Origin of the sequence: Pseudonocardia nigra, assembly GCF_019396355.1 — a bacterium.
GTDB lineage: Bacteria > Actinomycetota > Actinomycetes > Mycobacteriales > Pseudonocardiaceae > Pseudonocardia > Pseudonocardia nigra.
In genome coordinates this window covers 1-25,001 of sequence record NZ_JAHKRK010000010.1, presented here as the reverse complement: position 1 = coordinate 25,001, position 25,001 = coordinate 1, and the positions used below count along the sequence as shown (strand labels likewise).

General features: G+C 74.8%; 27 protein-coding genes and 1 pseudogene. 17 read left to right on the top strand and 11 right to left on the bottom strand.

From position 1 onward, the window contains the following. Positions 1–35 precede the first annotated feature (35 nt). Both KME75_RS04520 and KME75_RS04515 read left to right on the top strand, forming a co-directional pair. Positions 36–821, top strand: coding sequence for an ABC transporter ATP-binding protein (locus KME75_RS04520; protein WP_219413247.1), 786 nt, complete (start codon positions 36–38; stop codon positions 819–821). Between the two features lie 96 nt (positions 822–917). Then, complete coding sequence (locus KME75_RS04515) at positions 918–1,697, top strand: enoyl-CoA hydratase/isomerase family protein (protein WP_219413246.1); 780 nt, start codon at positions 918–920, stop codon at positions 1,695–1,697. Here the strand turns inward: KME75_RS04515 and KME75_RS04510 are convergent, their stop codons facing one another. After that, complete coding sequence (locus KME75_RS04510; protein ID WP_219413245.1) at positions 1,698–2,270, bottom strand: Uma2 family endonuclease; 573 nt, start codon at positions 2,268–2,270, stop codon at positions 1,698–1,700. Positions 2,271–2,305: 35 nt separating this feature from the next. Between KME75_RS04510 and KME75_RS04505 the strand changes: the two genes are divergently transcribed. The 4 genes from KME75_RS04505 (at position 2,306) to KME75_RS04490 (ending at position 5,827) form a co-directional block, all read left to right on the top strand. Beyond that, on the top strand, positions 2,306–3,262 hold the full coding sequence (locus KME75_RS04505; protein ID WP_219413244.1) for a class I SAM-dependent methyltransferase: 957 nt from the start codon (positions 2,306–2,308) through the stop codon (positions 3,260–3,262). A 44-nt stretch (positions 3,263–3,306) separates the two neighbouring features. Beyond that, a complete protein-coding gene (gene macS, locus KME75_RS04500; protein WP_219413243.1) occupies positions 3,307–4,458 on the top strand; it encodes a MacS family sensor histidine kinase in 1,152 nt (383 codons plus the stop codon). After that, positions 4,455–5,114 carry a response regulator gene (locus tag KME75_RS04495; protein ID WP_219413242.1) on the top strand — a complete coding sequence of 220 codons (660 nt, stop codon included), beginning with the start codon at positions 4,455–4,457 and terminating at the stop codon, positions 5,112–5,114. Before macS ends, KME75_RS04495 begins: the two co-directional genes overlap by 4 nt. 86 nt (positions 5,115–5,200) lie before the next feature. Continuing rightward, a complete protein-coding gene (locus KME75_RS04490) occupies positions 5,201–5,827 on the top strand; it encodes a response regulator transcription factor (RefSeq protein ID WP_219413241.1) in 627 nt (208 codons plus the stop codon). Between the two features lie 6 nt (positions 5,828–5,833). Here KME75_RS04490 and KME75_RS04485 read toward each other — a convergent pair whose 3' ends face one another. The 3 genes from KME75_RS04485 to KME75_RS04475 are packed head-to-tail and all read right to left on the bottom strand — an operon-like array spanning position 5,834 to position 7,169. Continuing rightward, a complete protein-coding gene (locus KME75_RS04485; RefSeq protein WP_308282550.1) occupies positions 5,834–6,784 on the bottom strand; it encodes a nucleoside hydrolase in 951 nt (316 codons plus the stop codon). Next, complete coding sequence (locus KME75_RS04480) at positions 6,781–6,945, bottom strand: hypothetical protein (protein ID WP_219413240.1); 165 nt, start codon at positions 6,943–6,945, stop codon at positions 6,781–6,783. The genes KME75_RS04485 and KME75_RS04480 overlap by 4 nt, the downstream gene beginning before the upstream one ends. Beyond that, positions 6,942–7,169, bottom strand: a complete 228-nt coding sequence (locus KME75_RS04475) for a hypothetical protein (RefSeq protein ID WP_219413239.1) — start codon at positions 7,167–7,169, stop codon at positions 6,942–6,944. The genes KME75_RS04480 and KME75_RS04475 overlap by 4 nt, the downstream gene beginning before the upstream one ends. 73 nt (positions 7,170–7,242) lie before the next feature. Here KME75_RS04475 and KME75_RS04470 point away from each other — a divergent pair, with 73 nt between their 5' ends. Beyond that, positions 7,243–7,989, top strand: coding sequence for an acyltransferase (locus tag KME75_RS04470; RefSeq protein ID WP_219413238.1), 747 nt, complete (start codon positions 7,243–7,245; stop codon positions 7,987–7,989). A 60-nt stretch (positions 7,990–8,049) separates the two neighbouring features. Continuing rightward, positions 8,050–8,235: a hypothetical protein gene (locus KME75_RS04465; RefSeq protein WP_219413237.1), complete on the top strand. Its 186-nt coding sequence runs from the start codon at positions 8,050–8,052 to the stop codon at positions 8,233–8,235. Between the two features lie 36 nt (positions 8,236–8,271). Here KME75_RS04465 and KME75_RS04460 read toward each other — a convergent pair whose 3' ends face one another. The 6 genes from KME75_RS04460 to KME75_RS04435 all read right to left on the bottom strand — a co-directional run bounded on the left by KME75_RS04460 (position 8,272) and on the right by KME75_RS04435 (position 13,621). Further along, positions 8,272–9,564: a glycosyltransferase family 4 protein gene (locus KME75_RS04460; protein ID WP_219413298.1), complete on the bottom strand. Its 1,293-nt coding sequence runs from the start codon at positions 9,562–9,564 to the stop codon at positions 8,272–8,274. A 144-nt stretch (positions 9,565–9,708) separates the two neighbouring features. Beyond that, positions 9,709–11,208 carry a 1,4-alpha-glucan branching protein domain-containing protein gene (locus KME75_RS04455; protein ID WP_219413236.1) on the bottom strand — a complete coding sequence of 500 codons (1,500 nt, stop codon included), beginning with the start codon at positions 11,206–11,208 and terminating at the stop codon, positions 9,709–9,711. Between the two features lie 42 nt (positions 11,209–11,250). Then, positions 11,251–12,039: a class I SAM-dependent methyltransferase gene (locus KME75_RS04450; protein ID WP_219413235.1), complete on the bottom strand. Its 789-nt coding sequence runs from the start codon at positions 12,037–12,039 to the stop codon at positions 11,251–11,253. Between the two features lie 64 nt (positions 12,040–12,103). Next, positions 12,104–12,397: a hypothetical protein gene (locus KME75_RS04445; RefSeq protein ID WP_219413234.1), complete on the bottom strand. Its 294-nt coding sequence runs from the start codon at positions 12,395–12,397 to the stop codon at positions 12,104–12,106. A gap of 9 nt (positions 12,398–12,406) precedes the next feature. Then, positions 12,407–13,363 carry a DUF302 domain-containing protein gene (locus KME75_RS04440; protein WP_219413233.1) on the bottom strand — a complete coding sequence of 319 codons (957 nt, stop codon included), beginning with the start codon at positions 13,361–13,363 and terminating at the stop codon, positions 12,407–12,409. Positions 13,364–13,480: 117 nt separating this feature from the next. Beyond that, complete coding sequence (locus KME75_RS04435) at positions 13,481–13,621, bottom strand: hypothetical protein (protein WP_219413232.1); 141 nt, start codon at positions 13,619–13,621, stop codon at positions 13,481–13,483. A 243-nt stretch (positions 13,622–13,864) separates the two neighbouring features. On the opposite strand from KME75_RS04435, the gene KME75_RS04430 reads away from it, so the two are divergent. The 8 genes and pseudogenes from KME75_RS04430 to KME75_RS45605 all read left to right on the top strand — a co-directional run bounded on the left by KME75_RS04430 (position 13,865) and on the right by KME75_RS45605 (position 22,923). Next, entirely contained in the window at positions 13,865–14,650 is a 786-nt protein-coding gene (locus KME75_RS04430) for an electron transfer flavoprotein subunit beta/FixA family protein (RefSeq protein WP_219413231.1), read from the top strand. A gap of 32 nt (positions 14,651–14,682) precedes the next feature. Beyond that, positions 14,683–15,630, top strand: a complete 948-nt coding sequence (locus tag KME75_RS04425) for an electron transfer flavoprotein subunit alpha/FixB family protein (RefSeq protein WP_219413230.1) — start codon at positions 14,683–14,685, stop codon at positions 15,628–15,630. A 175-nt stretch (positions 15,631–15,805) separates the two neighbouring features. Further along, a pseudogene (locus KME75_RS04420) lies at positions 15,806–16,572 on the top strand (GNAT family N-acetyltransferase). A gap of 184 nt (positions 16,573–16,756) precedes the next feature. Then, entirely contained in the window at positions 16,757–17,437 is a 681-nt protein-coding gene (locus KME75_RS04415) for a lysophospholipid acyltransferase family protein (protein WP_308282549.1), read from the top strand. Positions 17,438–17,537: 100 nt separating this feature from the next. Further along, positions 17,538–18,767: a cysteine desulfurase family protein gene (locus KME75_RS04410; RefSeq protein WP_308282548.1), complete on the top strand. Its 1,230-nt coding sequence runs from the start codon at positions 17,538–17,540 to the stop codon at positions 18,765–18,767. Between the two features lie 10 nt (positions 18,768–18,777). Then, a complete protein-coding gene (gene mnmA, locus KME75_RS04405; RefSeq protein ID WP_219413229.1) occupies positions 18,778–19,854 on the top strand; it encodes a tRNA 2-thiouridine(34) synthase MnmA in 1,077 nt (358 codons plus the stop codon). A gap of 329 nt (positions 19,855–20,183) precedes the next feature. Beyond that, positions 20,184–21,248 (top strand): uroporphyrinogen decarboxylase/cobalamine-independent methonine synthase family protein, encoded by a 1,065-nt coding sequence (locus KME75_RS04400; RefSeq protein ID WP_372452560.1) that lies wholly within the window; start codon positions 20,184–20,186, stop codon positions 21,246–21,248. Positions 21,249–21,321: 73 nt separating this feature from the next. Beyond that, positions 21,322–22,923 (top strand): DUF1841 family protein, encoded by a 1,602-nt coding sequence (locus KME75_RS45605; protein WP_219413227.1) that lies wholly within the window; start codon positions 21,322–21,324, stop codon positions 22,921–22,923. Positions 22,924–22,950: 27 nt separating this feature from the next. Here the strand turns inward: KME75_RS45605 and KME75_RS04390 are convergent, their stop codons facing one another. Continuing rightward, a complete protein-coding gene (locus KME75_RS04390; protein WP_219413226.1) occupies positions 22,951–23,136 on the bottom strand; it encodes a hypothetical protein in 186 nt (61 codons plus the stop codon). A 124-nt stretch (positions 23,137–23,260) separates the two neighbouring features. Here KME75_RS04390 and ligA point away from each other — a divergent pair. Continuing rightward, positions 23,261–25,001, top strand: a 1,741-nt coding sequence (gene ligA / locus KME75_RS04385; RefSeq protein ID WP_219413225.1) for an NAD-dependent DNA ligase LigA, incomplete at its 3' end; no start/stop codon positions are given.

Sequence of the window (25,001 nt, the reverse complement as noted above, 5' to 3'; positions counted from 1 at the left end):
ACAGCGGAGCGAGCATCGATACCGAGCGAAGCGATATGACCGATCTCGTCCTCCGGATGGAGGACGTGGCCGTCCGGCGCGGGAGCACGGCGTTGCTCCACGACGTGGACTGGTCGGTCGAGCTGGACGAGCGCTGGGTCGTGCTCGGGCCGAACGGCGCGGGCAAGACGACCCTGCTGCGGCTGGCCGCCGCCGAGCTGCACCCGACGTCGGGCACCGTGCACGTGCTCGGCGAGCGGATGGGCCGGGTCAACATCTTCGAGCTGCGCACCCGGATCGGGCTCTGCTCGGCGGCGCTCAACGGGCGCGTGCCGGGTGACGAGCTGGTGCGCGACGTCGTGGTGAGCGCCGGGTACGGGGTGCTCGGGCGCTGGCGGGAGGACTACGAGTCGGCCGACACCGACCGGGCCGAGTACCTGCTCGACGCGCTCGGCGTGCGCAACCTGGCCGAGCGCATGTACGGCACGTTGTCCGAGGGCGAGCGCAAGCGCACGCTCATCGCCCGCGCGCTGATGACCGACCCCGAGCTGCTGCTGCTCGACGAGCCCGCGGCGGGGCTCGACCTCGGGGGCCGCGAGGACCTCGTCGCCCGGCTCACCGCGCTGGCCGCCGACGCCGACGCGCCGGCGTCCGTGCTGGTCACCCACCACGTGGAGGAGATCCCGGTCGGCTACAGCCACGGCTTGCTGCTGCGGGAGGGCGGCGTGGTGGCCGCCGGGCTGCTCGACGACGTGCTGACCGACGAGAACCTGTCGGCCACGTTCGGCATGCCGCTGGCCGTCCAGCGCAGGCGGGGCCGCTACACGGCATGGCTGCGCTGACCCCGAACCCGCCGCCGCCGTTGCAGCAAAGCCACTTTCACGCAACCTCGTTGCAGGAAAGTGGCTTTGCTGCAGCGAGGCCGTAGGGTGCCGGGCGTGGGCGAATTCGTGAACCTTGAGGTCGACGGCGGCATCGGCACGATCCGGCTGGAACGGCCACCGATGAACGCGTTCAGCCGGCAGGTCCAGGAGGAGCTGAAGGCGTGTGCCGAGGAGGCCACGCGGCGGGCCGACGTGCGCGCGGTGATCGTGTACGGCGGCGAGAAGGTGTTCGCCGCCGGCGCCGACGTCAAGGAGATGGCCGGCATGTCCTACGCGGACATGGCGCCGGTCGCGCGCAGGCTCTCGGCCTGTTTCGGGGCGCTGTCGGAAGTCCCGAAGCCGACGGTCGCCGCGATCACCGGCTACGCGCTCGGCGGCGGTATGGAGGTGGCGCTGGGCTGCGACCGGCGGGTCTGCGGCGACAACGCCAAGCTCGGGCAGCCGGAGATCCTGCTGGGGATCATCCCCGGCGGCGGCGGCACCCAGCGGATGGCGCGGCTGATCGGCCCGGCGCGGGCCAAGGACCTGATCTTCACGGGTCGGATGGTCGGCGCGGAGGAGGCACTCGCCATCGGGCTCGTGGACGAGGTGGTGCCCGCCGACGAGGTCTACGCCGCCGCCCGGCGGTGGGCCGAGCAGTTCGCGAACGGTCCCGCCGTGGCGCTGGCGGCCGCGAAGAAGGCGATCGACGGCGGACTCGACGTCGACCTGCGCACCGGTCTGGATCTGGAGGCCGAGATGTTCGCGGCGCTGTTCGCCACGGAGGACCGGCAGACCGGCATGACCTCGTTCGTGGAGAGCGGGCCGGGCAAGGCGCGGTTCACCGGGCGCTGATCATTCGGCGCGCCGGGCCCATCCCGGGAGGATGTCGGCGAGCGCGAGGTCGACGGGGAACGGCTCGCCGACCTTGAGTCGCTCCTCGTCGATCGGCTCGGCTTCCTCGTAGCGGTCCCCGTGGCCCGGCCGGAACACGCGCACCCGCAGCGGGTCGAGTTCGATGCGCCAGAAGTGCGGGATGCCGTGCCGAGCGTAGATCGCCGGCTTGGTGAATCTGTCCTCCGTGTGCGAGCCCGGGGACTCGATCTCGACGGCGAGCAGTACCTCGGCCGGGGCGAACCAGTGCCGCCCCGGCTCGTCTGAGTGCACGACGAGCAGATCCGGAACGCGGGTCAGCTGCCGGGCGAAGCGGATCTCCACGGCCTGGGTGACGGCCAGCGGCGCCGGGGCGACCGCGTCCAGCCGCGCGAACAGCCGACCGGACACGGCCTGGTGCAGGCTGGACGGTGAGGGTGACACGGTGAGGGCCCCGTCGGTCAGTTCGTAGCGCACGTGTGACTCCGGCCAGCTGTCCAGGTCGTCGACCGTCCAGCCGCCGGAGGGCACCTCGACCGCGTGTGCGTCCACCATCAGGCGGAATGGTAGGCCCGTTTACGCTCCTACTCATGAGTACGGACCCGGCGCCGCGCCCGCACGCCACCGCCGAGGAGGTGGCGGCCGCCCGGCAGGACCCGAAGCTGGCCAACGTCCTCTACCACGACTGGGAGGCCGGGACCTACGACGACAAGTGGTCCATCTCCTACGACGAGCGCTGCATCACCTACGCGGCCGACCGCTTCCGCTACGCCGCGGGCGACGCGGACTGGCCCTACGAGCGCGCGCTTGAGCTGGGCAGCGGCACCGGGTTCTTCCTGCTCAACCTGATGCAGGCCGGCCTGGCGAAGCGTGGCTCGGTCACCGACCTGTCCCCGGGCATGGTGCAGGCCGCGCTGCGCAACGCCGAGCACCTCGGCCTCGACGTGGACGGCCGGGTGGCCGACGCCGAGCGGATCCCCTACGACGACGCCACGTTCGACCTGGTGGTGGGGCACGCGGTGCTGCACCACATCCCGGACGTCGAGCTCGCCCTGCGCGAGGTCCTGCGGGTGCTCAAGCCCGGCGGCCGGTTCGTGTTCGCCGGCGAACCCACCACGGTCGGCGACTTCTACGCCCGCCGCCTCGGGGCACTCACGTGGAAGGCCACCACGACGATCACCCGGCTCCCTCCGTTGCAGGGGTGGCGCCGCCCGCAGGAGGAGCTCGACGAGTCCTCGCGCGCTGCGGCCCTGGAGGCCGTCGTCGACATCCACACGTTCGACCCGGCGCAGCTGGAGGACACCGCCCGGCGGGCGGGCGCCCGCGACGTCCGGGTCGTCACCGAGGAGTTCACCGCCGCCATGCTCGGCTGGCCGGTGCGCACGTTCGAGGCCGCCGTGCCGCCGGGGAAGCTGGGGATGGGCTGGGCGATGTTCGCCTACCGCAGCTGGCAGCGGCTGTCCTGGCTGGACGCGAACGTGCTGTCGCGGGTCGTGCCGCGAGGGTGGTTCTACAACGCGCTCGTCACCGGTACTAAGAACCCGTAGGCCTACTGATCCGGGCGGCGCGGCCGCTCGGCGAGGATGGGGCCATGACCGCCCCCACGGCCGCCGACACCGAGCGGCCGCTCGAGTCGCTCTGGCGCGGCATGCTCTTCTACCGGGTGCTGACGCTGGTCAGCGCCGTCGTCGGGGTCCTGCTCGCCCTCGACGAGTACGCCTCCCCGCTGGGCGCGGTCGCCGTGCTCGGGGCGATGACCCTGTGGACCGCTCTCACCGGGTACGCCTACCTCGGTTCCCGGCCCGCTCTCCGGAAGCGGCGCGGGCGGCTCGCGGTCGTCGACGTCGTGGTCACCGTGGCGATCATGGGCACCACGCCGCTGGTGCAGACCCCGGCGCAGCTCGCCCAGGACGCCCCGGTGATGGGCTCGATCTGGACGCCCGCCGCCGTGCTCGCCTGCGCGATCGCGTTCGGCGTGCCCGGCGGCCTGGCGGGGGCGGCGGCGGTGTCGGCGGCGCTCGTGGTGTTCCAGGCGCGGCTGCAGGCCGAGCTCGCCGACATCCAGCTCCTCGCGCTGGCCGGGCTGACGATCGGCTTCGCCTCCACCGTGTTGCGCCGCTCCGCGGAACGGCTCCGGGAGGCGATCGCCGCCGAGGCCGCGGCGTCGGAGCGGGAACGCCTGGCCAGGGCCGTGCACGACGGGGTGCTGCAGGTGCTCGGCTTCGTGCGGCGGCGCGGCGCGGAGCTCGGCGGCGCCGCGGGCGAGCTCGGCGCGATCGCCGGGGAACAGGAGTTCGCCCTGCGCACGCTGCTGACGACCGGGCCGGCGCTCGTCGACGCGCACGGCAGGCGCGACCTCGCCGCGGCGTTGCGGATGCTGGCGTCGGCGCGGGTCAGCGTCTCGACGCCGGCGCACCCCGTCGAGCTCCCGGCCCCCGTCGTCGACGAGCTCAGCCGCGTGGTCGGAGCGGCACTGGCGAACGTGGCGCTGCACGTCGGGCCGGACGCGCCGGCGTGGGTGCTGCTCGAGGACCTGGGCGACGGCATCGAGATCAGCGTGCGCGACGAGGGTCCCGGGATCCCCGGCGGCCGGCTGGCCGCCGCCGAGGCCGAGGGCAGGCTCGGCGTGGCCCGCTCCATGCGCGGCCGCGTGCTCGACCTGGGAGGAACGATCACCTGCGACACCGGGCCGGACCGCGGCACCGAGTGGATCGTCAGGATCCCGCGGAAGGTGAGGACATGACGGACGGCGAGATCACGGTGATGGTCGTGGACGACCACCCGATCTGGCGGGAGGGGGTGGCGCGCGACCTGACCGAGCGCGGACTGAAGGTCGTCGCCACGGCGCCCGACGCGGACGCCGCGGTGCGGATCGCGCCCGCCGCCCGGCCGCGGGTGGTGCTGATGGACCTCAACCTGGGGGCGACCTCGGGCGTCGCGGCGATCGAGGGCATCCTCGCGAAGCTGCCCGACACGAAGGTCCTCGTGCTCTCGGCCAGCGGTGAGCACACCGACGTCCTGGAGGCGGTGAAGGCGGGCGCCACCGGCTACCTGGTGAAGTCGGCGAGTGCCGAGGAGCTGCTCGCGGCCGTCCGCCGCACGGCCGATGGCTTCCCCGTGTTCACACCCGGACTCGCGGGGCTCGTGCTCGGAGAGTACCGGCGCCTGGCCGGGGAGCCGCCGGGGCCGGACGGCGCGGCGCCCGCGCTCACCGACCGGGAGACGGAGGTGCTGCGGCTGGTGGCCAAGGGACTCACCGCGAAGCAGATCGGGGAGCGGCTCGTCGTGTCGCACCGCACCGTCGAGAGCCACGTGCAGAACACCTTGCGCAAGCTGCAGCTGCACAACCGCGCGCAGCTCGTCCGGTACGCGATCGAGCAGGGCCTCGCCGACGAGTGATCACTGATGGTGACGGGGTACGGCTGAACGGGTGGTCACACGCGAACGGCCTCCGCCGGCCATCCCTCCTTGGGAGGATCACCGACATGATCGTCCGGCCCGTCACCGTGGTGCTCGTCGCCGCAGCCACGGTCGGCCGGCACGCCGAGGAGATGGTGCGCAGGCCGGGCGTCACGCTGCTGGCCACCGCCGCGCCCGCGGAGGCGGTCCGGGTGGTGACGGAGCGGCAGCCCCAGGTCGTCGTGGTCGACCTCGACGCCGCCCCCGACGCGCTGTCCGCGGTCGAGTCCGTCAGTGCGGCCGTGCCCTCGGCACGGGTGCTGACCCTGTCGGCCGCGCCCGACCACGCCGTCGTCCTCGCGGCAGTGCGGGCGGGCGCCACCAGCCATCTCGTCACGGCGGCGGGGACGGCCGCCGATGCACTAGCGCGCACCGCGTGCGGTGAGGCGGTGTTCAGCCCCGGCCTCGCCGAGGTCGTGCTGGAGCGGTTCGGCAGGCCGCTCGACCCGCAGGAGGGTGCGCGGCGGCTCACCGAGCGGGAGGCCGACGTGCTGCGGCTGGTGGTCGAGGGGCTCACGGCCCGCCAGATCGCCGGCCGGCTGGTGCTCTCCCCGCGCACCGTGGAGAACCACGTGCAGAACATGCTGCGCAAGCTGCAGGTCAGCGGCCGGGCTGCGCTGGTGCGCTACGCCATCGAGCACGGGCTGGCCTGAGCCGCGTCATCCCAGCCCGTCCACCATGCCCAGGCGGGCCAGCACCTCGGCGAGCACCGCGCCGGTGTCGGCGTCGAGCGCCACGTGCACCGGCGGCCCGTCCGGCACCGCCACCGTGGCGCCGCGGGCGGGACCGAGGTCGCAGGCCACCGCGATCGGTGTCGAGGTGGTGGTCAGCGAGCCGGGAAGCACCGCCTCCAGCACGGCGACCGCGTCGTGCAGCGCCACGGCGTCCACCCCGTACCTGGCGCGGTAAGCGGCGCGGTAGTGGGCGATCACCTGGGCCAGCGCGGCGCAGCGCGGGCCCGCGGCGGCGAGCCCGTCGAGCCAGTCGGGCCCCGCCGGGCACCGCAGCGTGAGGTCCAGCGGTACCAGCGTGACCGGGACCTCGGACTGTGTGAGCACGCGGTGCGCCGCCTCGGGGTCGCAGAGGGCGTTGAACTCCGCCACGCCACCGAAGCCGGCGCCGGTGTTGCCGCCGCCCAGCGACCCGCCCATCACCACGATGCGTCCGATCCGCGGCACGAGCTCCGGGTGCACGGCGAGCAGGAGCGCGACGTTGGTCAGCGGCCCGATCGGGGCGATCGTCACGGGCTCGGTCGCTGCCCGCAGGACGTCCGCCATCAGCGCGACGGCGCCGCGCGGGTCGGGTTCGGCGGCGGGGGCGGGCAGCGTCGCGGCGCGTCCGCCGAGGCCGTCGCCGCCGTGCCAGGACTCGGCCCGCTCCCGCTGCGGGTGCACGAGCGGGCGCGCGGCGCCCGCGGCCACCGGTACGTCGGAGCGCCCGCAGAGGGCGAGGACACGGCCGGCGTTGGCGGTGGTGCGGTCCAGCGGGACGTTGCCGAACACGGTGGTGACCGCGCGCAGCTCAACCTCCGGGGACGCCAGCGCGAGCATGATCGCCACGGCGTCGTCGACACCCGGGTCGGTATCGATGATCAGCGGGATCGGGCTCACCCGGCCACCGCCGGCTCCGCCGCGGCGGGCAGCGACGGCTGGGCCCCGGCGCGGGTGACGGTGAGCGCCCCCGCGCACGCCCGCCGCAGCGGGGCGCCCTTCCCGCCGGGCACGCGGCGCCGGGCGGTGGCGGCGAGCGTCTCGCCGGGGCAAGTGATCACTCGCTGCGGGTGGGCTCGCTGTCGGCGTTCGGTTCGACGTAGTGCTCGGAGACGCCGCCGGTGGCGCCCCGGTAGGAGTCCCCCACGCCGCCGTCGGGCAGCGGATCGGCGGCGTCGTAGGCGCCCTCGTCCTCCTCCGTCGCCGTCGTCGGGTTGTCCACCCGGCGCGACACGACGCGGTCCTCCTCTTCGGGGCTGTCCCCGCGGGCGCTCTCGGTCGTCACGGGCGCGGGCTACCCGGCGGCGGGCCGGGGGCAAACCCGGCGGTGCGCGAGTGACCGGGCATCATCGCGTGCCATGACGAGCATGTGGGGCGCTCCGCTGCGCGAGCGCTGGGGACGGGGGCGCCGGGACCCGCGGCAGGCCCGCTTCCTCACCCTCGCCTCGCTGCGGTGGGTGCTCCGCAACCGCGCATGGACGCCCTGGTACCTCGTGCGGTACTGGCGGCTGCTGCGGTTCCGGCTGGCGAACCCCCACGTGGTGCTGCGGGGCATGGTGTTCCTCGGCAAGCGCGTGGAACTGCACGCCCGGCCCGGCTACGGGCGGTTGGAGATCGGCCGCTGGGTGCACATCGGCGACGACAACTCGATCCGCTGCCACGAGGGCTCGCTGCGGATCGGCGACAAGGTCGTGCTGGGCAAGGACAACACGATCAACTGTTACCTCGACGTCGAGATCGGGGCCGCGACGATCGTCGCCGACTGGGTGTACGTGACCGACTTCGACCACCGCACCGCCGACGTGCACATTCCGATCAAGGACCAGGGCATCGTCAAGACGCCGGTGCGGATCGGGCCGGACTGCTGGCTCGGGGTGAAGGTGTCGGTGCTGCGGGGCACGCGGGTCGGGAGGGGCACGGTGCTGGGGGCGCACGCCGTCGTGCGCGGCGACATCCCGGCGTTCTCGGTGGCGGTGGGTGCACCCGCGCGGGTGGTGCGCAACCGGCGCGCCGACTACGACGCCGCGGCGGAGGAGCGGGCAGCGCTCGCCGACATCGCCAGGAAGACCGCGGCGGCGGTCCAGGCGACCGTCGAATCCGCCTGAATCGATGTGACATCGGACGGGGCCGGAAACACCACGGGGCCTGCCGACGCTGAACCGACCGTGGACGCCACGATCGAGACCCGACTCCGGCTCCTGCACGAGGAGTACATCGCCGCCGTCAACAGCGCGCTCGACGAAGGACGCGAGGACCTCGTCGACGAGCTCGCGAACGAGTTCCCCGACATGGCCCTGCGCGTGGTCCTGGGCGAGGTGAGTGACCTGGGCGACGCGGCACGCGCCGCCTGAGGGCCCCCGAGAAGTGTCAGGAAAGCCACGTTCCCGTCATTCAGCGACAGGAACGTGGCGTTCCGGACGTTCGGCGGGGCGGGCCAGGACGTTGCCGTCCGGGATCTTCGGCCGGGCGAGTTCGCGCGGGCCGCTCGCGCGAGCCGCGGCGTAGACGTCGACGGTGGCGCGCGCGATGTGCCGCCAGTCGAAGTCCGTGCCGAGCCGGACCGCGGCCGCCCGGGCTCTGCTCCGCGTGGCCGCGGGATCGGCGAGCACCGCGGACACGGCCGTCGCCAGGCGCGCGACATCACCCGGAGGGAACGAGAGCCCGGTCTCACCGTCGCGCACGACCTCGCCGAGCCCACCCGCCGTCGAGGCGACCAGCGGGGCGCCCGCCGCGGCCGCCTCCAGCGCCACGATCCCGAACGGCTCGTAGCGGCTCGGGAGCACCACGGCGTCCGCGGCGGCGAGCAGTGCCGCGAGGTCGTCGTCGGGCAGGTGGCCGAGGAAGGTGACGCTGCGCTTGACCCGATGGGTGCGCGCGGTCTCGGCGAGCATCTCCGCCGCGGTGCCGGTGCCGGCCACGAGCAGCCGGGCGCCGCGGTGCGCCCGGCGGATCCGGGGCAGGGCCGCGATCGCGTCCTGCACCCCCTTCTCGTACTCCAGGCGGCCGAAGTAGAGCAGCAGCGGCGCCCCGCCGGGCGCGTGCCGGCGCCGCGCTGCGGCCACGCGTGCGGTGCTCGCGCGCCAGCGGCGCGGCGCGATGCCGTTGTGCAGCACCTCGATCGGCTCGGGGTCGAGGTCGAACAGCTCGGCCACCTCGGCGCGCATCGCGGCCGAGCAGGTGATCAGGGTGTCGGCGCGGTTCGCGAGCCACCACTCCGCGGAGTGCACCTGCCGGCTCAGCGGCGACGACAGCCAGCCCGCGTACCGCCCCGCCTCCGTGGCGTGGACCGTGGCGACGAGCGGCGCGTCGCAGGCGTCGGCCAGCGCGATCGCGGGGTGCGCGACGAGCCAGTCGTGGGCGTGCACGACGTCGGGACGCCACCCGCGCAACGCGGTGAGCCCGGCCCGCAGCAGCGCATGCCCCATGGCCAGCACCCACGCGACCATGTCGCGCTCGAACTCCAGGTGCATCGGGTCCTCGGCCACGCGCAGCACGCGCACGCCCTCGACGACCTCGTCCACCGTCGGGTGCGTCTCCGCGTCGGTGCCGGCGGGTCGCCGGGAGAGCACGACGACCTCGTGGCCGTCCGCGACGAGCTCCGTGGCCAGCGCGTGCACGTGCCGGCCCAGGCCGCCGACCACGACCGGGGGGTACTCCCACGACACCATCAGCACCCGCACCCGCAGGAACCTACCCGTGGGTAGCGGGGGTGGCCGGTGCACCCTCAGTCCGCCCATGCACCCCTTCTCCGCCCATGCCCCCCGTCGACGGGGCGCGTCGGCCGAATCGAGGCGCACGAGCGGAAACGAGGTGCGCGCGGAGGCTCAGCGGGCGGCGAGCAGGCGGGGGTCGACGTGGCCGAACGCGCTGTCGTCGCCGCCCCAGGAGGCGATCCGGTGGGCCGCGGCCGCACGGCGGCCGGCGGCCAGCAGCGCGGCCAGCTCCTCGACGCGCGTGGCGTGGCCGTGCGCCCGGCCGCGGGCGTAGTCGGCCGCGGAGTCCTTGCTGACCATGAACGCCCAGTCGCTGGACAGCGCGAGCAGCGCCTCCTGGGCCAGTGCGTCGCGGATCGGGTCGCGCGTCACCCCGGGCGCGACCGCGTCCAGCAGGGTCTTCTGGACGCGGTCGCCCAGCGCCACGAGGTCGGCCACCTGCTCGCCCGCCCAGACGCGCCAGTCCTTCCCCGACCCCCACGACGACGGGGGCAGGTCGGCGGGCTCGCCCACCAGCCCGTGGTCGACGGCGCCGCGGAGGGTCGTGACCCGCACTCCCGCGGTGGGGAGCGCCCGCAGCACGGCCTCGAGCCAGGCCGGCCCCTCGTGCCACCAGTGCCCGAAGAGCTCGGTGTCGAACGCCGCCACGGTCAGGGCGGGCCGCCCCAGCCGCTCCCGCAGCTGCGCGAGCCTTTCCCGGACCACGCGGACGAAGTCGGCCGCGTCGCGGGCCACCGCCGCGGCAGCGCGGTCGGGCTCGTAGGGCCGCTTGTCCTCCGGCGGCACGGACCGCCCGGTGACGCGGGCCGGCTTCAGTCCGGATGGGTGGTCGTAGGTGTGGAAGTCGCGGTAGTCACGCCCACCCGGGTAGCCCGCGCGCGGTGACCACACCCGGTAGGTGACGTCGAGGTCCCGGCCGAACGCGAGCACGTCCGAACCGCCCACGGGCCGGGCGATTGCGGTGTCGCCGTGCAGGGAGGGGCCGTCCACGAGGAAGCGCCGCACGCCCGCCGCGGCGTAGCCCTCCTCCATACCCGGCGCGTAGCCGCACTCGGGCGCCCAGATGCCCGCCGGCCGGGTGCCGAGCCGGAGCGTGGCGTCGGCGAGCCCGGTGGCCAACGCGAACGCCCGCACCGGCGGCTGCAGCAGCGGCGCGAACGCGTGGGTGGCGGGGCCGCCGAGGAGCTCCAGCGCCCCGGCGTCGGTGAGGCCGCGCAGCACCGGCGACGCCCCGTGCCGCCAGCGCGACTCGAACAGGGCGAGCGCCGCGGTCGCCGTGCGGTGCTCGTGGGCGGCGAGGTCGGGCAGCCGGTCCGCGGCGCCGTGGGCGCGCAGCAGCCAGCCGCCGAGCCAGTCGTGCACCCCGCGCAGGCAGTGCGGGTCGTCCAGCTGCGCGGCCAGGACCGGGGTCACGCCGAGCGTCAGCAGGTCGCGCCGCCCCTCGGCCGCGAGCCGCTCCACGACGTCGAGCACGGGCAGGTAGGAGTGCGCCCACGACTGGTAGAGCCACTCCTCGCCGACGGGCCACCGCCCGTGGTGGGCGAGCCAGGGCAGATGGCTGTGCAGCACCAGGCAGAACGTGCCGACGGGTTCGCGTTCGCGCTCCGTCACGTCAGCAGGTTACTGGCGAGTTGACCTGGCCGGTGGTCCGGCTCAGGGGCGCACGGCAACCGCGACCAGATCGAGGCTCGCGTCGACGTCGTCGGCCCGCAGTTCGAAGTCGGCGACGGTCACGCCGGCGACGTCGGACAGCAGCCCGGCAGGCCACTCCGCGTTGTCGACCGCGACGGCGACCTGGGCGTCGACGATCGAGCCGCCGTGGCGGGCGTCGAGCGTGCGCAGCCGGGGCCCGTGGTGCAGTCCCAGCACCTCGACGTCGGCGAACCCGGCGTCACGCACCAGCCCGGCGAGCTCCGCGCCCGACAGCTCCCGGGTGTGGAACGGGTTGAGCGGCGTCTCCCGGCCGGGGGAGAACGTGATCCGGTTGGGCGTCGACAGCATCAGCGCGCCGCCGGGCCGCAGGACGCGGCGGCACTCGCGCAGGAACCGCTCCTGCTCCCACAGGTGCTCGATGACCTGGAGCGACACCACCGCGTCGCAGCCGCCGTCCCGGACCGGGAGCGCCACGAGGTTGGCCCGTCCCACGCCGACGCGCGGGTACCGGCGCGCCGCGTGCGCCGTGGCATCGGTGTCGTAGTCCAGCGCGAGCACGGTCGCGGCGACGCCGGCGAGCAGGTCGGCGCCGTACCCCTCCCCACTGCCCGCCTCGAGCACGACCGCCCCGGCGCACCGGGGACGCAGCGCCTCGTAGACGGCTTCGTGCCGGCGGAACCAGTAGTTCTCCTCCGGGATTCCCGGGACCGTCCGCTCGCCGGTGAGGGGCAGGCGCCCCGATCGATCGGTGTCGGCGTCCGCGGTCGTCCCGTCGGGGTGGCGAGTCACGGTCCGGACCGTCCCAGACCCGTCCGGAGCGGCGGCAACCGGGCCGGTGGCGGCCGTGGCGGTGTCAGCGAGGCGGGTTCGCGACGGTCAGCACCCCGCCGACGTCGTAGGTGAGCCAGGCGAGCAGCGTGGCGTCGTCCAGGGTGAGCGGAACCCGCGGCCCCGACCAGCTCAGCAGCGCGGTGGGCCGGTGCTTGAGCGCGTCGCGCAGCGTCGCGGCCAGCTCGGGGGTGGCCAGCACGGTGACCCCGTCGTGGCTCACGCTCTGGGCGCCCGGCGGCGCCGCCCCGGTGGCATCGGCCCCCGTCCTGAGCACGTAGCCGCACCCCTGCCGGTCGTCGTACCCCGTCACCACCACCGCGTCCTCCTAGTCGACGGCGCCGGCCGCGGCCCGGGCGATCCGGTCGGCGTCGGCGGTGAGCCGGGCGACGTTCGGGTCGTCCACGGGGATGCCGTGGCGGACCGCGATGCGTCGCAGGTCGGGGTAGCCGATCTGCGTGACGTCCTGCGCGTCGCGCCACACGGCGAACCGCAGCGGCAGGTCCAGCCCGATCGAGGGGGCGGCCGCGAGGAGCGGCGCCTCGGCCTCGGGCGTGCTGACCAGGACCAGCGATGTCGGCCGGAGCGGCGGGCCGCCGTCCCCGGGGCCTGCGGACAGGTCCAGCACCGCGTCGACGCGGCCGGCGCCGGCCGCGGCCGCGCGCCGCAGCCGGTCGACGGCCTCGGGCACCGGGCTGTCGGTCGGCACGGTGAGGAGATAGTTGACCGGGGTCACCCCGATCAGTGGGGACCCCAGGGGAGGGTCGGCGCCGAGCGCCTGGCGCGCCACCGCCGTGGTCGTGTCGTGCAGCGCGGTGCGCGCCTCGGGCGCGACGACGCCGGAGACGGCCGCGACGTAGGCGGCGCTGTTCGTGGTGAGCGTCACCGCACCGGTCCCGTCCTGCCGGACGAGGTAGCGCTGGGGCAGCTCCGCCGCGGCCTGCTGGTCCGCCCGGAGCAGCGGCTGCCAGGCGGCGGGCGACCCGCCGATCACCACCGTGTTGGGCGGGATCTCGACGCCCACGCCGCGCGCGTCGGCGGCATGGTCGACCAAGGCCGTGACCGTCCCGCCCGCCGCGGTGATCGCGTCCTGGATCCGCTGGACGGTCCGGGCGACGTCCGATGCTCCCGCGGGGAGCACGACCGTGCCCGCGGGCTGTCCCGGCGCCGCCTGCGGAAGCTCCTCCACCAGCGGTTCGGGGTTCGCGCATGCCGTCGAGCCGACGGCGAGTGCGAGCGCGACACCCAGCGCGCGCACGGTGCGCGGGGGGACCGGGACGAGCATGGGCGGCTCCACGGGTTCGGGCGGTTCCCGGACCCTAGGCCATGTCCGGCGGTCCCTTGGGCGCGCTCTCGTCCGTCCCCCGGCCGGGGTCGGCCGGGGGACGGGGCGACCGGGCCGTCAGCGGCGGCGCAGGCGCGCGAGGAAGCCGCGGGCCCGCTGGCGGCTGCGCGGGTCGGAGGCCATCCGCCTGCCCTGCTCAGTGACGCGGCGGCCCTGGGGGCTGGCGAGGAAGTTGCGGATGCGGTTGAGAAGCGGCATTTCGTACGGGTACCCGCGAACCGGACCGGGCATGCTCGTGTCCGACGGGCGGGCCGCGCGGTGAGGCGGTTCACTCCGTCTCGCATTTACCGCCGCTCTACCCCCCGGTAACAATGGCCGGACGCCCGTTGCGCCGCAGAGCGGTCACGGGTGGCAGAGTCGGCAAAGGGGCGCCGCGGCCGAGCGCGCGCCCGGAAGGCCCACCGCGGCACGCCCGCACCGGCAGGAGGTCGAAGAGGTCCGATGAACATCGTCGTGCTGATCAAGCAGGTGCCCGACACCTATTCGGAGCGGAAGCTCAAGGACTCCGACGGCACGTTGGACCGCGAAGCGACCGACGCGGTGCTCGATGAGATCAACGAGCGCGCGGTGGAGGCGGCCCTGCAGCTGAAGGAGGCCCAGGGCGGGGAGGTGACCGTTCTGACGATGGGTCCGGACGGGGCCACCGACGCGATCCGCAAGGCGCTGTCGATGGGTGCGGACAAGGCCGTGCACCTGTCGGACGAGGCGCTGGCGGGGTCGTGCGCGGTGCAGACCGCCCGCGCGCTGGCGAAGGCGATCGGCACCGTCGAGGGCGGGTTCGACCTGGTGGTGGCCGGTAACGAGGCTTCTGACGGGCGCTCGAGCGCGGTGCCGGCGATGGTGGCCGACGTGCTGGGGCTGCCGGCGCTGACGCACGCGCGGGAGATCACCGTGGACGGGTCGTCGATCACGGTGAAGCGGGAGACCGACGACGGGGTGACCACGCTGACGGCGGAGCTGCCGGCGGTGGTGAGCGTGGGTGAGAAGATCAACGAGCCGCGGTACCCGTCGTTCAAGGGGATCATGGCGGCGAAGAAGAAGCCGGTCGCGGCGATCACGATCGCCGACGCGGGGATCGAGGCGTCCGAGGTCGGCCTGGCCAACGCGCTGACCACCGTGACCTCGGCGTCGCCGAAGCCGCCCAAGAGCGCCGGCGAGAAGATCGAGGACGAGGGTGACGGCGGTGCGAAGGTCGCCGCGTACCTGGTCGGCCAGAAGCTCATCTGACCCGGATCGACGAGAGATAGAGGAGAACACTCATGGCTGAGGTGCTGGTCCTCGTCGACCACCTCGAGGGTGAGGTCAAGAAGTCCACCTACGAGCTGCTGACCGCGGCGCGTGGGCTGGGTGAGCCGTCGGCGGTGGTGGTCGGCCCGGCCGGGACGGCGGCGAAGCTGGCCGACGGGCTCACCGAGTACGGCGCGGAGAAGATCTACGTCGCCGAGACCGACGCGTCGGAGTTCCTGGCGGCGGAGGTGTCGGTGCTGGTGGAGCTGATCGGGTCAACCGAGCCGGCGGCGGTGCTGATCGGCACGTCGGCCGACGGCAAGGAGATCGCCGGCCGGGTCGCGGTGCGCACCAACTCGGCGTTGCTGTCGGACGTGGTCGCGGTGGGTGCCGACGGGGTGACGCACTCGATCTTCGGTGGCGCGTACATCGCCGAGGCGAAGGCGAACACCGCGCATCCGGTGATCACGGTGCGGGCCGGTGCGGTGGACGTCGAGCCGTCCCCGGGTGCGGGTGCGGAGGAGACCGTGTCGGTGCCGGCGGCGCAGGGGCTCAGCGCGACCGTGACCGCGCGGGAGCCGATCACCGGTGGTGACCGGCCCGAGCTGTCCGAGGCCACGGTCGTGGTGTCCGGTGGGCGCGGGGTCGGCTCGGCCGAGGACTTCGCGGTCGTGGAGGCGCTGGCCGACTCCCTGGGGGCCGCGGTGGGTGCCTCGCGCGCGGCGGTGGACTCGGGCTACTACCCGCACCAGTTCCAGGTCGGCCAGACCGGGAAGACGGTGTCGCCGCAGCTGTACATCGCGCTGGGGATCTCCGGGGCGATCCAGCACCGGGCCGGGATGCAGACCTCGAAGACGATCATCGCGGTGAACAAGGACCCGGAGGCGCCGATCTTCGAGATCGCCGACTTCGGCGTGGTGGGCGACCTGTTCAAGGTCGCCCCCCAGCTCCAGGAGGAGATCACCAAGCGCAAGGGCTGATCCGCCGAGGATCGTTCCGCGGGCTCCCGTGCCCCGGGCAGGCGCAGGCCGCCCGGGGCACGGCGTGTTTCCGGAACCGGCGGCCCGGCGCCGCCGGCCGTGTGTTCACCCCGCTGCCACGGCGACGTCGGCTCGTCCAGGCGCGCCCGTTGCCTGTGCCCCGTAGCAAGAGCCCGTGACCTCGTCGCAGGTGCTCGCCAGGACGCCGCAGGCCGCCGCGTCCCGCCGCTACTCGCTGCTCCTCACCACCGACGCCGACGACGTGCGCGCCGCCCAGCGGCTGCGCCACCAGGTCTTCGCCGGCGAGCTCGGCGCCGTCCTCACCACACCCGAGCCCGGCCTCGACATCGATCGCTTCGACCCCTACTGCGACCACATGGTGGTGCGGGAGGACGTCAGCGGCGAGGTCGTCGGCACCTACCGGATGCTGCCGCCCGAGCGCGCCCGCGCCGCGGGCGGGCTGTACTCCGAGACCGAGTTCGCGATGGCCGGCCTCGCCCCGCTGCGGCCGTCGCTGGTGGAGGCGGGCCGGTCCTGCGTGCACCCCGACCACCGGGACGGGGCCGTCGTCGGCCTGGTCTGGGCCGGGATCGCCCGGTACATGCTGCTGACCGGCAACCGCTGGCTCGCCGGGTGCGCGAGCGTCCCGCTCGCCGACGGCGGTGCGCTCGCCGCCGGTGTCTGGGACCGGGTGCTCGCGCGGCACCTCGCCCCGGAGCCCTACCGGGTGCGGCCGCTGGTGCCGTGGCGCCCGCCGCTGGTCGCCCCCCGGAGCCGGGCCCCGATGCCGCCGCTGCTGCGCGGTTACCTGCGCCTGGGAGCGTGGGTGTGCGGCCCGCCCGCCCGCGACCCCGCCTTCGACTGCGCGACTTCCTGGTCCTGCTGGGCCTCGACCACATGGACGACCGCTACGTGCGGTTCTTCCTCGGGGGCGCGGGATGACGCATCCGGCGGTGGCCGCAGGCTGGGCGCCGACGTCACCCTGCGGGCCGCGCTGCTTGCCCGCATCCGCTCCTGCCCGGACCGGCGCGCCGGTGGTGGCCGTGCGGCTGGCGGCGCTGGCGGCGGTGCTGCTCGGCGCGGTACTGGGCGTGCCGCTGCTGCGGGCCGAGCGCGCGAGCACTGGGTGCGGGCGTGCTGCAGGGCCGCGCTCGCCGCGGCGGGCGTGCGGCTGCGCGTCATCGGGGACGAGCGCTACAGCACGGGTGGCGGAACGCTCGTCGTCGCCAACCACCTGTCCTGGCTCGAGGTGCTCGCGCTCGGCGCGGTGCAGCCGGTGCGGATGCTCGCCAAGCGCGAGGTGCGCGACTGGCCGCTGATCGGTGCGGTGGCCGCGCGGACCGGCGCGCTGTTCGTCGACCGCGCGGGTCTGCGCGGGCTGCCCGGAACCGTCGCGGAGACGGCGGCCGCACTGCGGGCGGGCGCCGTCGTCGCGGTCTTCCCGGAGGGCACGACCTTCTGCGGCGCCGCGGCCGGGCGGTTCCGTCGCGCCGCGTTCCAGGCGGCGCTCGATGCCGGGATGCCGGTCCGGCCGGTGGCGGTCACGTTCCGCGACGCCGCGGGTGCGCCCGCCTTCGCGGCCGCGTTCGTCGGCGACGAGACCCTGTGGGACGCAGTGCGGCGCGTGCTGCGGCTGCCCGGGCTGGTGTGCGAACTGACCGTGCTGCCCGTGATCCCGGCCGCCGCCGTCGCGGACCGGCGGGAGCTGGCGCGGCGTGCGGGGGAGGCCGTCGCCACGGTCACCGGCCTCGTCCACCCGGTGGTCGAGGGCACCGCGGTCCGCCCGTCGGGGGCGGTCGCGGCCTGACGCCCGGCAGGGGGTGCGCCACGGAGCGGCGACTACCCTGGACCCCGGTTCATCGACCGGGACGGGTGGCCGCCCTGGACTGGCAGCGACGAGGTCTGACGTGACATCACCAGCGACGGGGTCGCAGCCCGCGGCCGTCTACCTCGACCACGCCGCCACCACGCCGATGCTCGACGAGGCGGTGGCCGTGATGACCGACGCGCTCCGCCGCACCGGCAACGCCTCCTCGCTGCACACCGCGGGCAGGCGGGCCCGGCGGGAGGTCGAGGAGGCGCGCGAGCGGATCGCCGCCGCGGTGGGTGCGCGTCCGTCCGAGGTGGTGCTCACCACTGGGGGCACGGAGAGCGACAACCTGGCGGTCAAGGGCCTCTACTGGTCCCGGCGCGCCACTGACCCACAGCGCACCCGGGTGCTGGTGTCGGCCATCGAGCACCACGCGGTGCTCGACTCCGCGGAGTGGCTGGCGGCCCACGAGGGCGCCGAGGTGGAGCTGCTGGAGGTCGACGACCTCGGGCGCGTCCGGCCCGAGACGGTGCGCGCCGCGCTCGCCCGGGAGCCCGAGCGGGTCGCGCTCGTCTCCGTGATGTGGGCGAACAACGAGGTCGGCACCGTCAACCCGATCCGGGAGCTGGCCGCGATCGCCCACGAGTTCGAGGTACCGCTGCACACCGACGCCGTGCAGGCCGTCGGCGTGCTGCCGGTCGACTTCGCCGCGTCCGGCGCCGACGCGCTCACGCTCACCGGGCACAAGCTCGGTGGCCCCTACGGGGCGGGCGTACTGCTGCTCGGCCGCGAGGTCGCGCTCACGCCGCTGCTGCACGGCGGCGGCCAGGAGCGCGACGTCCGCTCCGGCACGCTCGACACCCCCGCCGTGGTGGGGCTCGCCACCGCTGTCGAGCTGGCGGCCGCCGACACGCCGCGGCGCGCGGCCACGCTGGCCGGGCTGCGCGACGACCTCGTCGGCAAGATCCTCGCGACCGTGCCCGACGCCACGCTCAACGGCGACTCCGGCACCGGCGTCGTCGAGGGCGGCCCCTCGCGGCTGCCCGGCAACGCGCACCTGTCGTTCCCCGGCTGTGAGGGCGACAGCCTGCTGATGCTGCTGGACGCCCAGGGCATCGAGTGCTCCACGGGCTCGGCCTGCACCGCGGGTGTCGCGCAGCCGAGCCACGTCCTGCTCGCGATGGGCGCCGACGAGGCCACCGCCCGGGGATCGCTGCGGTTCTCCCTCGGCCACACGTCCACCGCTGCCGACGTCGACGCGGTGGCCGCTGTGATCGGCGGCGTGGTGGAGCGGGCGCGCCGGGCCGGCCAGAGCGCGCTGCGATGAGGGTGCTGCGATGAGGGTGCTGGCCGCGATGAGCGGCGGTGTCGACTCGGCGGTGGCCGCCGCGCGCGCCGTCGCCGCCGGGCACGACGTGGTCGGCGTGCACCTGGCGCTGTCGGAGACCCCGGCCGCGCTGCGCAGCGGGTCGCGGGGCTGCTGCTCCCGCGAGGACGCCGCCGACGCCCGGCGGGCCGCCGACGTGCTCGGCATCCCGTTCTACGTCTGGGACTTCGCCGCCCGGTTCACGGAGGACGTGGTGGACGACTTCGTCGCCGCCTACGCCGCGGGCCAGACGCCGAACCCGTGCCTGCGGTGCAACGAGAAGATCAAGTTCTCGGCGCTGCTGGAGCGGGCGCTCGCCCTCGGGTTCGACGCCCTCTGCACGGGGCACTACGCGCGGCTCGAGAACGGGCAGCTGCGCCGGGCCGTCGACGCCGACAAGGACCAGTCCTACGTGCTCGCCGTGCTCACCGAGCACCAGCTCGCCCACTCGATGTTCCCCATCGGCGACACCCCCAAGGCGCAGGTGCGGGCCGAGGCCGCCGAGCGCGGGCTGCGGGTGGCCGACAAGCCCGACAGCCACGACATCTGCTTCATCCCGTCCGGCGACACCCGCGCCTTCCTCGGCGCGCGGCTCGGGAGCAGGCCGGGCGCCGTGGTGGACGACGCCACCGGAGCGGAGCTGGCCCGGCACGACGGGGTGCACGGCTTCACCGTCGGCCAGCGCAAGGGCCTCGGCATCCACGCCCCCGCCGACGACGGGCGACCCCGTTACGTGCTGGGGATCGAGCCCGTCAGCGGCACCGTCCGGGTCGGGCCCGCCGGCGCGCTCGACGTCCGCACCATCGACGCCGCACGCCCCGTGTGGAGCGCGGGCCGCTCGCCGGGGGACAGGTTCCCCTGCATGGCCCAGGTGCGCGCCCACGGCGGGCTGGCGGCCGCGGTGGCCGAACCGGGCCCGGACGGTGTGCGCGTCGAGCTGGAGGAGCCGCTGCGCGGCGTGGCGCCGGGGCAGGCGGTGGCCCTCTACCGGCCCGACCCCGCCGGGGACGTCGTGCTGGGCAGCGCCACGATCACCGCCACCCACTGACCCCACCCCGCGAGTCGCCCGTTCCCGACGCGCGAGTCGCCCGTTCCCGACGTGCGAGTCGCCCGTTCCGGACATGCGAGTCGGCACGGATTGGCGGGCGTGTCGGCCCTGACCGCTCGCGAGTCGCCCGTTCCGGACGTGCGAGCCGCCGCCGGATCGTCGCAACTCGCCCGCCACGCCGTACCGACTCGCGGGGACGACGTTTCCCTCTGGCGGCCCGCTGGTAGACAACCGCTGTGAGTACCGACGACGCCCTCGAAGCCGCGCTCGCCGCGGCAGGCCTGGCCGGGGCGACCCCGGGGGAGACCGCGGCAGGCGGCGCGATCGTCGTGCCCGGCCCCGCCGAGGACCCGGCCGAGACCCCACCGCCCGCACGCTGGCCCGACGGGGCGGCAACGGGCGTCGGGTCGCTGCCCGGCACCGACGCCCGCGAGGCCGCCGCCACGGTCGTGGGCGAGCTGCCGCTGTTGCCGCACCTGCCCGAGCTGCCCGTCCGCGGCGTCGGCGCCGACATGATCGGTCGGACGGCGGGGCTGCTCGTGGACCTCGCCGTCGAGGTCGTCCCGACGGGCTACCGCGTGACCGCCCGCCCCGGCCGCGACCACCGGCGCGCGGTGGACCTGCGCCGCGCCGACGTCGACGCCTTCGACGAGGCGTGCGATCCGGTGCGCCCGGACTGGGTGAAGGTGCAGGTCGCCGGCCCGTGGACGCTCGCGGCCGCGGTCGAGCTGCACACCGGGCACCGGGTGCTCACCGACCGGGGCGGTGTCCGGGAGTTCACCGCGAGCCTGACGGAGGGCCTGCTGGCCCACGTCGGCGAGGTCGCGGAGCGGACGGGCGCGCAGGTGCTCGTGCAGCTCGACGAGCCCGCGCTGCCCGCCGTGCTGGACGGCTCGCTGCCCACGGCGTCGGGCTTCGGCACGGTGCGGGCCGTGCCCGAGCCGGACGCGCAGGACGCCCTGCGGGACATGGTCGCCGCGCTCGGCGCGCCGGTCGTCGTGCACTGCTGTGCGGACCGCCCGCCGGTGCGGCTGCTGGCGGGCATCGGGGCCGCGGGCATCGGGATCGACGCCACGCGTCCGGCGTTCACCGGCGCGACGGCGCGGCCGGCGGCGCTCGACGCGCTGGGCGAGGTGTGGGACGCCGGCACGCCACTGCTGCTGGGGCTCGTGCCCGCCCGGGAGCCCGCCACCCGGCCGGTGTTGCGCGATCTCGCCCGGGGCGCGTTCGACCTCGCCGACCGCCTCGGCTTCGACCGCGCCCGGCTCGGCGCGCTCGCGGTCCCGACGCCCACGTGCGGGCTCGCCGGCGCGACGCCGGCGTGGGCGCGGCGGGCGATGGCGCTGGCCCGCGACCTCGGGCAGGCCTTCGTCGACCCGCCGGAGGACTGGTAGCGGGGCCTGGCACGGTGGGCGAGAGCACAGCAACGCCGCGAACGTGGGCGGTGAGCGTCAGCGAGGAGGATTTGTGAGCCCGGAGAGCAAGCGACGCAAGCGCAAGCCCACCGGGCGCGGCGCAGGCGCCCCGCCCGGCCCGGACCAGATCGTGGCCCGCACCGTGCAGGTGGCGGCTCGCGAGCTCGAGCGGGTCCCGGACGCACTCCAGGCCGAGCTGTACGTGTCGGAGATGCTCGGGGCGTGGTGGGGGCTGTTCATCGTCGACGACGACCCCGAGGTCGTGTTCGGCGAGGCCGTCGTCGCGTACGCGGGCAGCCGGAAGCGGACCGGCGCGCTCGCACTGCTGCGTTGCATCGCCGTGCTCGGGACGGAGCGACAGCGTGCCCAGGCTGCTGCAGCGGCCGACGCCCTGGCCGCCCGCGGGGTGGCCGAGCCGGCGTGGGTCGAGGACCTCGGCGCGGAGCGGGTGACGATGACGTGGGCCTACGGTGACGTCTACGGCGACCAGACCACCGTTCTGTTGGGCGTCGACCGGGCCGGCGTGGAACACGGCGTCGCGGTGCTGGTGGACCACACGCTCGGCGGCATCGCCAAGGACGCGTTCGTCACGGCGGACCCGGTCGAGACCCTCGACGACCTCCGGGAGCTCGCCGACGGCGCTGGCGTCTGGCTGCGGGAGCTGTCCCACGAGGAGGCAGGCGGCATGCTGGCGCCTGCCCTCGCGGCGACCGACGCGGCCGTGGAACCTCCGGTGAACGAGGATTTCCCCCCGTTCCGAGCGCTGGCCAACGCCAGGGCGCGGCTGGTGCCGGCGCCTCCCCCGCAGCCGGCCCCGACAGTCGATGCGGAACAGCGCCACCGGATCGTCGAGGAGTTCCTCGCCTCGGACGCCGGGCGGGATCTCCCGGCAGGAGCCCGAGCGTGCATCGAGCTCATCGTCGACTTCGGCGCGGACGTCGATCGCGGGCAGCCGTTGCGGGTGAGCCCGGCGAAGACCGAGCGGTTCCTGTTCGGCTGGCTGCCTGAGCAACCCGATCCGGGCGACGCCGTGCTCGCCGCGCTCAACGAGACGCTGCCCGCGTGGGCCGACTGGGCCGGTGCACGGGTGGGCCTGCCCGCGGAGGCTCTCGCCGAGCTGCGGGAGATCATCGACGAGATGACGACGGCATTCGACGAGGACGACGGCATCGCGCCCGGCGGCGCCCCCGCCGACGTCTACATCGCCGGGGTGGACCTCGACGGCCTGGACGCGTACGGGCTGCGGGATCTGATCGAGCGGCGGTTCTTCGCGATGCCGTTCGGCACCGCGAAGATCGGCGACGAGTACTTCGCGCACCTGGACCCGAGCGACCCGGACGACAGGGCCGTGCTCATCAGGGGCGAGCACCCGGAGTACCACGACGCGCCGGCCGACCCGGACCCGGACGTCGTGGGCGGGGTGAACCCGCGGCTGCATGTCGCGGTGCACGAGATCGTCGCCAACCAACTGTGGGACGACGATCCGCCGGAGGCCTGGCAGGCGGCCCAGCGGTTGCTCGAGTCGGGCATGGACCGCCACGACGCGCTGCACGCGATCGGCGAGGTGTTGGTCACGCACCTGCACGGCGTACTGACCGGCCGTGGGCCGACGAACGTCGCCGCTTATGTCACGGCCCTGAAGGAGCTCGGCTGATCCGACGAAAGGGACGGTCGCCGGTCCCTATCCGACGAGCGCCCCGTTCGTCTCCTCCGAACGCCGGTGCCGGCCGGTGACGACCCGGATGCGCTCGCCGTCGTGGCACTCGACCTCCACGACGATCCCCTCGGGGGTGTTGTGGAGCGCGCGGATCCGCCGCTCGGACAACAGGACGCGGGAGCCGTGCCGGGGGCAGTGGACGAGGAACATGGACCGAGCTTCCGCTCGTCCCGGGGTGTCCACGAGTGGCAGGAATGCCGTTCTTCGGCAAAATGCTGCCACCGTTGGGTGTCGCCCACCCGGAATCGTCGGGAGTCCTCGATAGCCTTCCGCCGTGACCGAAGCAACGCCCGACCTCCGCGAGCGGCACGTCCGGCTGGCCACCGAGATCGCCGATCACCAGTTCCGCTACTACGTGCTCGCCGCGCCCGTCATCTCCGACGGGCAGTTCGACGCGCTGTGGCGTGAGCTCGTGGAGCTGGAGGCCGAGCATCCGGAGCTGGTCACGCCCGAGTCGCCCACGCAGAAGGTGGGCAGCCGGTTCTCCACGGAGTTCGCCGCGCACGACCACCTCGAGCGCATGCTCAGCCTGGACAACGCGTTCAGCGCCGACGAGCTTCGCGGCTGGGCCGAGCGGGTGGCCCGGGACGTGGGGTCGGAGCAGATCCACTACCTGTGCGAGCTGAAGATCGACGGGCTCGCCGTCAACCTGCTCTACGAGAACGGCAAGCTCACCAGGGCCCTCACCCGGGGCGACGGGCGCACCGGCGAGGACATCACGCTCAACATGCGCACCCTCGAGGAGGTGCCCGACCGGCTCACGAGCACCGAGGAGTTCCCGGTGCCCGCGGTCGTCGAGGTGCGCGGCGAGGTCTACTTCCGGCTGGAGGACTTCCAGGCGCTCAACGCCTCGCTGGTGGAGGCCGGCAAGCCGCCGTTCGCCAACCCGCGCAACACCGCGGCCGGCTCCCTGCGGCAGAAGGACCCGCGGGTCACGGCGGCGCGGCGGCTGCGGCTGATCTGCCACGGCTTCGGCAAGCGCGAGGGCTTCGCGCTGGAGCGGCAGTCGCAGGGCTACGACGCGCTGCGGGCGTGGGGGCTGCCGGTCTCGGAGCGCTCGGTGGTACTGAAGGGCGTCGACGAGGTCGTCGCCCACGTCGAGTACTGGGGCGAGCACCGCCACGACATCGAGCACGAGATCGACGGCATCGTCGTCAAGGTCGACGAGGTGGCGCTGCAGCGCAGGATGGGCTCCACCTCGCGGGCGCCGCGGTGGGCGATCGCCTTCAAGTACCCACCCGAGGAGGCCACCACGAAGCTTCTCGACATCCAGGTCAACGTCGGGCGTACCGGCCGGGTCACCCCGTTCGCGCAGATGGAGCCGGTGGTGGTGGCGGGGTCCACGGTCGCGCTGGCCACGCTGCACAACGCCGACGAGGTGCGCCGCAAGGGCGTGCTGATCGGCGATCGCGTCGTCATCCGGAAGGCGGGCGACGTCATCCCGGAGGTGCTCGGCCCGGTCGTCGAGATGCGCGACGGCTCCGAGCGCGAGTTCGCGATGCCCACCCACTGCCCGGAGTGCGGCACCCGGTTGGTGCGGCAGAAGGCGGGCGACGTCGACCAGCGGTGCCCCAACGCCCGCTCCTGCCCCGCGCAGCTGCGGGAGCGGTTGTTCCACGTGGCCGGCCGCGGCGGGTTCGACATCGAGGGGCTGGGCTACGAGGCCGCCACGGCCCTGCTCACCTCGGGCGTGGTGCAGGACGAGGGCGATGTCTTCCGGCTCACGGAGGAGGACCTGCTGCGGGTCGACCTGTTCCGCAAGAAGGAGGGCGATCTCTCCGCCAACGGCCACAAGCTCCTGGCCAACCTGGAGGCGGCGAAGGATCGGCCGCTCTGGCGGGTGCTCGTGGGGCTGTCGATCCGGCACGTCGGTCCCACCGCGGCGCAGGCGCTGGCCCGGGAGTTCGGGTCGATGGACGCGATCGAGGCCGCGGCGGAGACCGCCGCCCGCGACACGGCGGCCGCCGGCCTCACCATCACCTCCGACGGCACGGCGGGTGACCCGGCCGACGATG

Excerpts from the sequence above, each read along its gene's own strand:
- KME75_RS04390 (WP_219413226.1), bottom strand. The coding sequence starts at position 23,136 with ATGTTCCTCGTCCACTGCCCCCGGCACGGCTCCCGCGTCCTGTTGTCC.
- KME75_RS04440 (WP_219413233.1), bottom strand. The coding sequence starts at position 13,363 with ATGCTCGTCCCGGTCCCCCCGCGCACCGTGCGCGCGCTGGGTGTCGCG.
- KME75_RS04495 (WP_219413242.1), top strand. The coding sequence starts at position 4,455 with ATGACGGACGGCGAGATCACGGTGATGGTCGTGGACGACCACCCGATC.
- mnmA (WP_219413229.1), top strand. The coding sequence starts at position 18,778 with ATGAGGGTGCTGGCCGCGATGAGCGGCGGTGTCGACTCGGCGGTGGCC.
- KME75_RS04435 (WP_219413232.1), bottom strand. The coding sequence starts at position 13,621 with ATGCCGCTTCTCAACCGCATCCGCAACTTCCTCGCCAGCCCCCAGGGC.
- KME75_RS04470 (WP_219413238.1), top strand. The coding sequence starts at position 7,243 with ATGACGAGCATGTGGGGCGCTCCGCTGCGCGAGCGCTGGGGACGGGGG.
- macS (WP_219413243.1), top strand. The coding sequence starts at position 3,307 with ATGACCGCCCCCACGGCCGCCGACACCGAGCGGCCGCTCGAGTCGCTC.
- KME75_RS04490 (WP_219413241.1), top strand. The coding sequence starts at position 5,201 with ATGATCGTCCGGCCCGTCACCGTGGTGCTCGTCGCCGCAGCCACGGTC.
- KME75_RS04505 (WP_219413244.1), top strand. The coding sequence starts at position 2,306 with ATGAGTACGGACCCGGCGCCGCGCCCGCACGCCACCGCCGAGGAGGTG.
- KME75_RS04430 (WP_219413231.1), top strand. The coding sequence starts at position 13,865 with ATGAACATCGTCGTGCTGATCAAGCAGGTGCCCGACACCTATTCGGAG.
- KME75_RS04425 (WP_219413230.1), top strand. The coding sequence starts at position 14,683 with ATGGCTGAGGTGCTGGTCCTCGTCGACCACCTCGAGGGTGAGGTCAAG.
- KME75_RS04510 (WP_219413245.1), bottom strand. The coding sequence starts at position 2,270 with ATGGTGGACGCACACGCGGTCGAGGTGCCCTCCGGCGGCTGGACGGTC.
- KME75_RS04520 (WP_219413247.1), top strand. The coding sequence starts at position 36 with ATGACCGATCTCGTCCTCCGGATGGAGGACGTGGCCGTCCGGCGCGGG.